Source organism: Microcoleus sp. (assembly GCF_049646505.1).
Taxonomy (GTDB): domain Bacteria; phylum Cyanobacteriota; class Cyanobacteriia; order Cyanobacteriales; family Microcoleaceae; genus Microcoleus.
The window spans coordinates 1-10,485 of record NZ_JBARVX010000568.1; the positions used below are offsets into that span (position 1 = coordinate 1).

Genomic DNA, 10,485 nt, shown 5'->3' on the forward strand with positions numbered 1-10,485 from the left:
GCTCTGAGCAGCGTCCTAACTATTTTTGCAAGAAGTCTATTAGTCTCGATATAGCGGTTCTCAATTTTCGTGAAATAGTAACCAATGCCCAATGCCCAATTCCCAATTCCCAATTCCCAATTCCCAATTCCCTTGATATTATTCCATCAATCCTAATTTTTGCAAGCGCGAACGAATGGCAGCAGGCTGTCGCTGAAATTTCTTAACTAATTCGTCAATTTGTTGACCGCTAGCATATTCTTGCTTCAAATTTTCGTCTTCATCCTGACTCCACTTGACATAAGCTCTGGGATATTTCTGGCGAATTTTCTCATTCTGGGTTTTAGGTAGAACGGCATTGTTTTGACCGGCAGAACTCTCTGGTTGAGAATTGCGATCGCCCACTGCTTCCTGCACGCGGTTGGGAATAGCAGCAATTTCTTCAGATAGCCGCCCTAAAGCATCATCTACTTTTTGCTGGAGTTCTGTTAGCTGCCGCTGCTGCAAACTGCCCCACTGCGGGAGTTCGTTGATAAACTGCTGCAAGTCGAGAATGATTGTTGTCAAAGTTTCGACTTGTTGCAATTCCGGCCGCTGTTTGAATTGGCGACTGGTGACTTCGATCTCGCTTTGAATCATTTTAATAGTTTTTTCTAAAATGATTAGTCGCTGGCGCAGGTTCTCAATGGCGGAAATTAAAGAGTGTACGTTTTCTCCGGGCCCAACATTCAGATTTTCGCGGGATGTTTGGGCGAGGGCTTCGTCTAGGGTATTTACAGCAAGTTGCAGTTGCTCGATCGCGCGATCGGTAGTAGCTGCTTGTTGATTTACGCGATCGAACACAGCCGCCGTACTTGTTTTAACTTGCCCGTGCAGCTTCTGCCGGTTCACAAAATTCAACACCAGCGAAATCACTACAGGCACTTCGACATAAACGCCCTGCTGCCAAACCAAACTAGCAGCCAATCCCGCAGCCGAAGCAGCAAGAAAAACCAATTCAGCAGTGTCTAACAAATTGCTAGGCTGGGATTTTTTGATTGTGGTTGGTGAATTGGATGGTGACATAGGCTAATACCATTTTTTATTTTTGTTTTTTGATTGAGAATGACCGAGGTCGATGGGAGTTTGGAGTTTGCCTATAATTGCATTATTTTTTTAAATAGATATAATTATGCAGGTAAAAATAAAGTGCGATCGGATGCAGGCTCTGAATTGAGCAGCGGTGAAAAACAAATTAAATTGTTTATTGACCGTCATCTAATTAAATATATTAAAGCTGCAAAATTAGTCTAGCTAAACTGAAATAAATCAAAACTCCGAGGACATCAACTGCGGTGGTAATAAAAGGAGCAGACATTAAAGCGGGGTCTAAACCCAAAGAACGAAATAGAAACGGCAGAGATGAACCGGCAAGAGAAGCTAAAATTGCGATCGCCAACAAACTTACTCCCACTGCGATTGCCACTGCTAAATTCCCTTGCAGAGTGTAAGCCCAGCCCGTTGCTACAGTCCCCAATATAGCTCCTAACAGCGCTCCCGCCATCCCCTCGCGCACAATTACTTTAAACGGGCCCATCGCTGTAATTTCGTCAGTGTTCAAACCGCGAATTATAACTGTCGAAGACTGGGCTCCGACATTGCCTCCAGTGCCCGTCAGCAGCGGAATAAAGGCTGCTAGGGCGACTACTTGCTGCAAAATATCTTCTTGCGCTCTAATAATTGCCCCAGTGACTGTATTGGTTAAAAGCAGAACAAACAGCCACACCACCCTTTTGCGAGCAACGGTGATTAAATCGGTCTGAAAATAATTGTCGCCGCCGGACTGGACACCGCCCAAGGTATAAATATCTTTATCGGCTTCTTCTTCTAAAATGTCGATCGCGTCGTCAACTGTAATGATCCCCACAAGACGCTGTTCGCGGTCTACAACGGGCACTGCTAAAAAATCGTAACGCTGGATCAGCCTAGCTACTTCTTCTTGATCCGTTCCAGTCTGAACAGAAACTACATCGCGGGTCATAATTTCGCCGACAGTTTTGTCCAGGGGAGAAGTGACTAAATCCCGCAAGGATAAAATGCCCGTCAGGCTGCGGGCTGCATCGGTGACGTAAAGAGAATAAATAGTCTCGGTAGTTTTGGCCAAAGAGCGAATTCGGTCTAAAGCTTGGGAGACGGTAAAGCTTTCTTTGAGAGAAATGTATTCTGGGGTCATGATCCGGCCGGCGGTACTGGCTTCGTAACCCAAAAGTTGGGCTGTAGCTTCGCGTTCTGTTGGGCTCAATTGACCTAAGAGGCGGCGGACTAATATCGCCGGCAGTTCGTCAAACAGTTTTGCTCGATCGTCCGGCGACATTTTGTCTACAATGTCGAGGACTTCTTGGCGTTTGAATTTTTCGCAGAGGGACTGCTGAACGCTGGAGTCGAGATATTCGTAAACTCCGATGGCTTCGTCTTTGGAAAGCAACCGAAAGGCTATTACCTGCATGGTTTCTGGTAGCCCTTCGATGGCTTCAGCGATGTCGGCCTCCTGCACCGGATGCAAAATCGCTTTTGCTCCTTTAAAGTCTCCTTGTTCCAACAAAGCCCTTAACTGCGATCGAACTAATTCCCGCAGTTCTTTTCGCGCGTAGGTGGGAAGCGAAGAGGATTGATAATTTTTTTCTGTCACTGATGACCCTCCTAAACCTGTGCTGCGCGCCTTCCTGAATCCAGTTTAGAGCCTATTGACACCACTGATTGCAGCGATCGGACTTGCCCTCAAATCAGCACCTTACCCCTATTTATAGGGCATACACGCAGCACCTTACCCGATTTCGACTCAAATACATTTATTTTGATCGGCGATACTCATCGGTAGGAAAGGAGAATTGGGCCCGAACACTTTTTCCAACAAATTCGTAGAACTTTGATTGCGAATAAAATTATTGACCGTTTCTTTCCATTCAGTATCGCCTGCAGGCAGGATCATGCCATAGGAAATGCAGGTTAAAGGCTGCTCCGGTATCAAAGAATACTGGTTTTGAGTTAAACCCTGTCTCAGCGCTTCTCCAACTAACAGCATTCCATCGCTGGCGAAGGCATCGATTTTTCCGGCTGCGGCATCTGCCACACCCGACTGTCGGCCCGCGATACCTTCATAAATTTGCTGGTTGGCTAGTTGATATCTGCCTGCAATGAATTGTTCGGTAAGGGAACCGTTCAACACGCCAATTGTCGCGCCTTGCAGGAATCCCGAAGGATTGACTCTCAGTTTGTTTTCTGGCTTGACTAACAGATACGTGCCGCTGTATAAAAAGGGCAGTGAATAGGCAATCCCGCTGGGGGGATTTTGGAGGATTGTATTGGGCCCGCATTCCAGGTGAGCGCGCTTGCTGGTGACGCTGCGGAATCGCCCTTTTTCGGCTGATTCGTTGAGGTTTGTTTCGAGTTTTTCTAAGCGAACAGAGCGATTTAATTTCTTTTCTAAGTCAGCTCGGAAAAACTCTAACTCTTCGATGCAAACTCCTTGCCAATTTTCGCCTTCTAAGTAGCCGAAGGGAGCAGCATCTTTTCTGATGCCGACTTTGAGAATGCCTGTTTGCCGAATTTCTTGCAGTGCTGTCTGGGCTGAGGCAACTGCGGGTAAAGCTGCGGGAAACAATATCGAAAGTACGAAGCCGATCGCTGCAAATTTTATGGTTTTGCTGGTGTTTTTTGGGTCGGTCACTTTAACATCCAATTAAATATTTTACGGGGTTTTAATATCATACGCACAAAACTAACATTGTCAATATATTTTGGCGGTCTAATTTTGGGCGGTCGGGGTGTTTTGGGTGCTGCGCGCGATCGGGTGTTCTCCGCATCGGAATGCAAGTCTTCATAAATCAAATGACTTTCATTCAAAACGATCGAACGAATTTAATTGTTGTAGAGCGACGGGACATGATACTGCCACCGAAATTAAACCAACAACTGATATTTTTCTTGTGCCAAACGGTAAAGCGGCCGCCACACCAAACGGTTAGTTAATACCACCAGCAGCGACATCACAGAAGTAGCTGCTAACAGCAGAGGAAAATTGCCCGATGCCGTGGCTTCAGAAATCGTCTCGCCCAAGCCGCTGGTTGTAATTATTTCACCTTCAAACTGCACGTATTCGCTGACAATACTCGCATTCCAAGCTCCCCCCACCGCCGTAATAATTCCTGTGATTAAGTAAGGAAAGATTCCGGGAATAATTAAAGTTTTCCAGCGCTGAATTAGCCCTGCTATTTCATTCTTTGTAGGGCAAATCCCCCCGCGATCGCCCTTCTAGACAGGGCAGGGTCGGCCCGCACCATCCACAACCCCTACAAAATCCTGATTTTCCTGAGAATGAAATAGCCCCGATCGTAAACTGACAACGGATATTTGTCTGCAGACAGGAGTTCCCGTCCGCTAGTCTTAAAATTGATTCTTGGGTTTCCATACCTATACCCCATAAACTCATTTTTCGCAAGACCTGCTGGCGACAGTGGGTAAAATCTGCGAGATATCAATTAAAGCTGAAATGATGAGCGATCGCCCAAACCGGGTTTCTCTAAAAAAACTGGATTTTGAGATTAATTTTGAAAATTATTGCTACAATGACTGATTTTATACAAATTATTTTTAATTTGCCGATAACTCGCCGGACTTAGGCATTGCTGTTTCCCTACAGATGCTCGATTCTATCTAATAAAAAATGTAAACTGTATTTATCTATTTGCCAATTTGTGCTAAAATACTGCCTAACTGAACGGCAATTACTCCGAGTATGGCACTGCCGGCCCAGTAAAATGCGGCAAGGCTGTAAGCTCGATCGCGCCACAAGACATTTGACTCTAAACCGTAAGTTGAAAAAGTAGTATAAGCGCCCAAAAAGCCCGTCGCAACCATTAACCGAACTTCCGTCGGAATCGCCGGCACCCGTTCAAAAGCGAGGGTGATAAAAAATCCCATAGCCAAGCAACCGGTGATGTTAATAAAAAAAGTTCCGTAGGGAAAAGCTGTACCGAAACGGTTGGCAAACCACAAGGTGATATAATACCTGCTCAAAGCGCCGGCGATGGCACCGAAACTAATGGCGATCGGATGTCGGAGATTCGGGTCTTGTAGCATCAAACGATTTGAGATTTGAGATTTGAGATTTTATACTGAGCTGACTCATGTAAAATATTGTACAATCAAATTGGCGATCGCTCAGGCTGTTGCCAATTAAAATCAATTGAGAGTTTTTATGCAAATTGTGCTGGCAACAGCAGATGATGATTTAGTTAAAGCTTGGGAAAGCACTTGCGGCAACATTGAAAACGTCAAAATCCACCGAGGCTCAATTTTCGAGGTAAAATGCGATGCTTTGGTTAGTCCGGCGAATAGTTTTGGGTTCATGGACTGCGGCTTAAATTTAACAATTTCGGAGTATTTTGGAGGTCACGTTCAAGAACGCCTGCAAAAACTAATTCAGACTCGCCATCACGGCGAACTTTTAGTAGGATTGGCAGAAGTTGTAGATACAGATCATGATAAAGTTCCCTATTTGATAGCTGCCCCACTGATGCGGGTTCCCACGATTTTAACAGAAACAGTAAATGTTTATCTAGCAACCCGCGCTATTTTAACTTTGGTAAAACATGGCACTGTTGCAGACGGAACGCCGGTCAAACATATCATTGAAACGATCGCAATTCCCGACATGAGCGCGGGCACGGGCAAAGTACCACCGCACATCTGCGCCAATCAGATGAAAGTCGCCCTCGAAGATATCCTCCTAGATCGATACAAATTTCCTCAATCTTGGCTGTACGCCCAAAAAAGTCACCAATTGTTACAGAATAGCGATGTCCGAGATTTGCAGGGGTAAGATTTTGAATTTCAATCTTAAACTTTGATTTAGAAAAATTAAGTTTTTTGTGTGTTGTTAGGTAAGGGAATTATCATAAATTTAAGTGCGCTAAACCGTACCTGCAAGTGGGCGGTATCCGACAGGCGGCTTCAATGCTAAAATGCCAGAATGAATTCTGGCGCTATAAATACAAAGTCCATTCCCACCGGATTTAAGAAAGGAGATAATTCTGATGACAGATCCAAATGTGACTGAAACAACAATTGTAGAGGTAACTCCCGAAACGACGGCGATCGTCAAACAAGAGATGCCCGACGCGACTGATGAAACGATCGCAGAAACTGCGGCTTTGTTTGAAGCAATCAAAAAACGCGCCACGGCCGAATTTCAAGCCGCCGGCGAACTCACCCGCGAAGCTTATTTAAACGCTGTGAATAAGGCCAGCAGCGCGATCGACGAAAATAAGTCAACCGCCAAAGAAAGAATGACAGAAGCAGTCAGCCTGATTAAAAAAGAATCCGAGAAAAATTGGCTGGTACTTGATGCGATTAAAACGCGGGCGCAAGCGCAGGTACAAGATGCCGGCGAAGTCAGCCGCGAAGCTTATTTGAAAGCAGTGCGACAAGCGCGAGAAGCGGTGGAACAAAATAAATTGGTCGAACGATCTCGCATCGAACAAGCTGTTGACGACATTCAGAAACAAACTGAAAAAAATTGGCACGTTGTTGTGGGAGAAATTGAGTCGCTGGGCACTCGCTTGAAGGAAACGGCTAAGTCTGCATGGAACTCGCTAACGGCGTTTTGTGAGAAGTCTCGCAACAATGGCGGCGATTCCTAGCAAGATTGGACACAATCTGGCAATGTTTGCGCTACAGCCCGCCCGCCCGGTTTCAAAGCTGGGCGGGCTAATAGCGATCGCCCTTTAATTTGCATTCAGCAAAAGGTTCAGCCATACTGCATAATAAAAAAGCTTTATTTTTAGTCCAAAACCCCGAACCATGAGAACTTACTACTGCGGCGACCTGCGAAGCAAACATATCGGAGAGACTGTCACCCTTTACGGCTGGGTGGATCGCCGCCGCGATCATGGCGGAGTGATTTTTCTCGATGTGCGCGATCGATCGGGTATTGTGCAAATTGTCAGCGATCCTGAACGCACCCCCGACTCCTATCACGGCGCTGAGTCTTTGCGCGGCGAATACGTGGTGAAAATTACAGGGCGAGTCAGCCACCGCCCCGAAGATTCCCTCAACCCCAAATTGCCTACGGGTGAAATAGAAATTTACGCGGACGAAATTGAGTTGTTAAATGCGGTTCGCAAGCGGTTACCGTTTCAGATTTCCACGGCGGAAAATGAAAATGTGCGGGAAGATTTGCGCTTGAAATATCGGTATTTGGACTTGCGGCGCGATCGTATGAGTCGCAACTTGCAGCTTCGCCACCAAGTAGTCAAAGCCATGCGCCGCTACCTGGAAGATGCTGAGGGTTTCATGGAAATTGAAACACCGATTTTAACTCGATCGACTCCCGAAGGTGCGAGAGATTATTTAGTTCCCAGCCGCGTCAACTTGGGCGAATGGTACGCTTTGCCGCAGTCGCCGCAGTTGTTCAAACAATTGTTAATGGTGTCTGGTTTTGACAGATATTATCAAATTGCCCGCTGCTTCCGCGATGAAGATTTGCGCGCCGACAGACAGCCGGAATTTACGCAATTGGACATGGAAATGAGTTTCATGTCTGTGGAAGAAGTAATTGCCTTAAATGAAGGTTTAGTCTGCCATATTTTCCAAACAGTGAAAGGCGTTGAATTGCCTTGTCCTTTCCCGCGTTTGACTTACGCAGAAGCAATGAACCGCTACGGTAGCGACAAACCGGATACTCGTTTCGGTATGGAATTGGTCGATGTTTCCGATTTGATGAAAGATTCGGGATTTAAGGTATTTTCCGGTGCGGTGGCTGCGGGCGGAATTGTGAAGATTTTGCCGATTCCGGGCGGGAATGAGGCTTTTTCTAATGAACGGATTAAAAAAGGCGATTTGTTTAAGGAAGCCACAGAAGCCGGTGCGAAGGGATTGGCTTTTATCCGGGTGCGGGAAAATGGCGAAATTGATACGATCGGCGCAATTAAGGATAATTTGACGGAAGCGCAAAAACAGGAATTGCTCGATCGCACTGGGGCGCAACCGGGTCATTTGTTGTTATTTGCAGCAGCCGATGAAATCACTGTCAATAAGACTTTGGATAGATTGCGTTTGTTCGTGGGTAACGAATTGGGACTGATTGACAAAGACAAGATTAATCTGCTGTGGGTGACGGATTTCCCGATGTTTGAATGGAACGCTGACGAGAAGCGTTTAGAAGCTATCCATCACCCGTTTACTGCGCCGCATCCTGACGATATTCACGATTTGAAGACGGCGAGGGCTCAAGCTTACGACTTGGTGTTAAACGGCACGGAAGTGGGCGGTGGTTCTCTGCGGATTTATCAGCGGGATGTTCAGGAAAAGGTGTTTGAGGCGATCGGTTTATCGACTGAGGAAGCTTACAATAAGTTCGGCTTTTTGTTGGATGCGTTTGAGTATGGAACTCCGCCCCACGGAGGCATTGCTTACGGCTTGGATCGGTTGGTGATGCTGTTGGCTGGTGAGGAATCGATTCGCGATGTGATTGCGTTTCCGAAGACGCAGCAGGCGGGTTGTTTGCTGACGAATGCGCCGGCTGGTGTGGATGATAAGCAGTTGAAGGAGTTGCAAGTGCGATCGACTTACGTACCGAAAACATAGGTATAGCAATCCTAAATCATTTGTGAATTTCTTACTCCCTCCCCTTGGTAAGGGGAGGGTTGGGGTGGGGTAAAAAGTTTACGACTCCTGCAAGGATTGCGAGATGTAAAACACCTTCAATGAATAGTGGATGGGTGGCGAGAAACCGGGTTTTTTCCAGAATACTCGTCACACCTCCCAGAAACTGCGAAAAACCCGGTTTCTTTGGTTTGTGCGCTGTCATAAACCGGGTTTTTTCCGAGAATACTTCGTTATCATTAAACTAAAAACGCTATAATTATCACAATCAAAAACAGGTAAAAACGATTAGTTTACCAAGTTGCGGAGGTCGAAATTGCGATCGTGGCTTGTAAGTATTATTACCAAGAAATTGGGTCTAAAGCCCCGTCCTTATAGGACGGCTTTAATTATAGGAACATTAAGATTTGTTAAATACACAGATTTGTAAGTAAAAGTTTCAGTAAAAATGATAAACTACTCCAATGATAGTATTAGAGTTTAAATTGAAAGGCAAAGCACAGCAGTATTCGGATCATGGACGAAATGATTCGGACGGCTCAATTTGTCCGAAACAAAACTCTTAGACATTGGATAGACAATCAAGGAATTAAGCTAGTAGACCTGTACAAACAGTGTGCCGTAATGGCAAAAGAGTTTGAATGGGCGGGCAAACTTAATTCAACGGCGCGTCAAGCTTCGGCGGAACGTGCCATTTTTGCTATCCAACGTTTTTTTGCTAATGGTAAAGCTAAAAAACCAGGAAAAAAGGGTTTTCCGCAGTTTAAGAAGCATACCCGTTCCGTTGAGTACAAACAGTCGGGATGGGAACTTTCTACCGACAAAAGGTGCTTGACACTTAAAGATGGCTTTGCTGCTGGAAAGTTTAAGTTAGTCGGTAGCCGAGACTTGCATTTTTATGCACCCCAGGAGATAAAGCGAATCAGAATTGTGCGTCGTACCGATGGCTATTATGCCCAATTCTGTATCAACGTGGAGCGGAAAGAGGAAGCTATTTCCACTGGTAAAGTCATTGGAATAGATGTTGGACTAACCAACTTCTATACTGATAGCGATGGCGAAACAGTTCCTAACCCTCGGTATCTCCGCAAAAGCGAAAAAGCTCTGAAGAGATTGCAGAAGCGAGTTTCTCGGAAGAAGAAAGGTTCTAGAAACCGAAAGAAAGCGATCAACAAGTTAGGAAGAAAACACTTAAAGGTTAGTCGGCAGCGTAAAGACTTCGCCATAAAGACGGCGCCCGGCGCGGTAAAATCTAACGATTTTATAGTCTACGAAGACCTTCAAGTGCGGAACATGGTTAAGAATCACAAGCTTGCTAAATCAATTAGCGATGCGGCTTGGTCACAATTTGCTCAATGGTTAGAATACTTTGGAAAAGTGTACAGTAAAACGGTAATTACTGTTCCACCACAGTACACATCCCAGCAGTGTTCTAACTGTGGCAACCTGGTCAAGAAAACCCTATCAACCCGAACTCACATTTGCGGTTGTGGTACAACATTAGATCGCGACCACAACGCTGGAAAAAACATTTTGGCGAAAGGGTTGAAACAGGCAAAAATTAATTTAAATACGGTGGGGCACACCGAAATTCACGCTGGGGGACAGACCGATCTCTACTCATTGATGGCAGCATCAATGAGCAAATCGACTGGCTGATCCAAGAATCCCTGCGCCTTCAGGCCAGGGAGTGTCAAAAGAAAAGCAGAAGTCTCCTTTGAGACTACTCAGAGAAAAAGCTGGACTAACACGCCCTCAAGTTAAAGAAAAAATCGGAATTTCCGAGCGAAGACAAGCTGACTGGGAATTAGGCAAGGCTCTACCTAACGCTGAAAACATACTTGCTATGGCTAACCTGTACCA

Annotated in this window: 9 protein-coding genes and 1 pseudogene; 5 read left to right on the forward strand and 5 right to left on the reverse strand. The window is 45.6% G+C overall.

Going from position 1 to position 10,485, the window contains the following annotated elements:
• Window positions 1–138 precede the first annotated feature (138 nt).
• The 5 genes from WBA89_RS26630 to crcB all read right to left on the reverse strand — a co-directional run bounded on the left by WBA89_RS26630 (window position 139) and on the right by crcB (window position 5,097).
• Window positions 139–1,044 (reverse strand): hypothetical protein, encoded by a 906-nt coding sequence (locus WBA89_RS26630; RefSeq protein ID WP_424410663.1) that lies wholly within the window; start codon window positions 1,042–1,044, stop codon window positions 139–141.
• Window positions 1,045–1,249: 205 nt separating this feature from the next.
• Window positions 1,250–2,647, reverse strand: coding sequence for a magnesium transporter (mgtE, locus tag WBA89_RS26635; RefSeq protein WP_193971438.1), 1,398 nt, complete (start codon window positions 2,645–2,647; stop codon window positions 1,250–1,252).
• A 150-nt stretch (window positions 2,648–2,797) separates the two neighbouring features.
• Complete coding sequence (locus WBA89_RS26640) at window positions 2,798–3,685, reverse strand: amino acid ABC transporter substrate-binding protein (protein ID WP_424410664.1); 888 nt, start codon at window positions 3,683–3,685, stop codon at window positions 2,798–2,800.
• A gap of 233 nt (window positions 3,686–3,918) precedes the next feature.
• Entirely contained in the window at window positions 3,919–4,251 is a 333-nt protein-coding gene (locus WBA89_RS26645; protein ID WP_424410669.1) for an ABC transporter permease subunit, read from the reverse strand.
• Between the two features lie 447 nt (window positions 4,252–4,698).
• Complete coding sequence (crcB, locus tag WBA89_RS26650; RefSeq protein WP_424410665.1) at window positions 4,699–5,097, reverse strand: fluoride efflux transporter CrcB; 399 nt, start codon at window positions 5,095–5,097, stop codon at window positions 4,699–4,701.
• Window positions 5,098–5,215: 118 nt separating this feature from the next.
• Here crcB and WBA89_RS26655 point away from each other — a divergent pair, with 118 nt between their 5' ends.
• From WBA89_RS26655 to WBA89_RS26675, 5 genes and pseudogenes are all read left to right on the forward strand, one after another.
• Window positions 5,216–5,839, forward strand: a complete 624-nt coding sequence (locus WBA89_RS26655; protein WP_424410666.1) for a macro domain-containing protein — start codon at window positions 5,216–5,218, stop codon at window positions 5,837–5,839.
• 214 nt (window positions 5,840–6,053) lie between these two features.
• Window positions 6,054–6,659 (forward strand): hypothetical protein, encoded by a 606-nt coding sequence (locus tag WBA89_RS26660; RefSeq protein WP_424410667.1) that lies wholly within the window; start codon window positions 6,054–6,056, stop codon window positions 6,657–6,659.
• Between the two features lie 160 nt (window positions 6,660–6,819).
• Window positions 6,820–8,604, forward strand: coding sequence for an aspartate--tRNA ligase (aspS, locus tag WBA89_RS26665; RefSeq protein WP_424410668.1), 1,785 nt, complete (start codon window positions 6,820–6,822; stop codon window positions 8,602–8,604).
• Between the two features lie 482 nt (window positions 8,605–9,086).
• A pseudogene (locus WBA89_RS26670) lies at window positions 9,087–10,281 on the forward strand (RNA-guided endonuclease InsQ/TnpB family protein).
• 31 nt (window positions 10,282–10,312) lie between these two features.
• Window positions 10,313–10,485 (forward strand): helix-turn-helix domain-containing protein (locus WBA89_RS26675; RefSeq protein ID WP_424410670.1); only part of this gene is annotated, 173 nt, incomplete at its 3' end.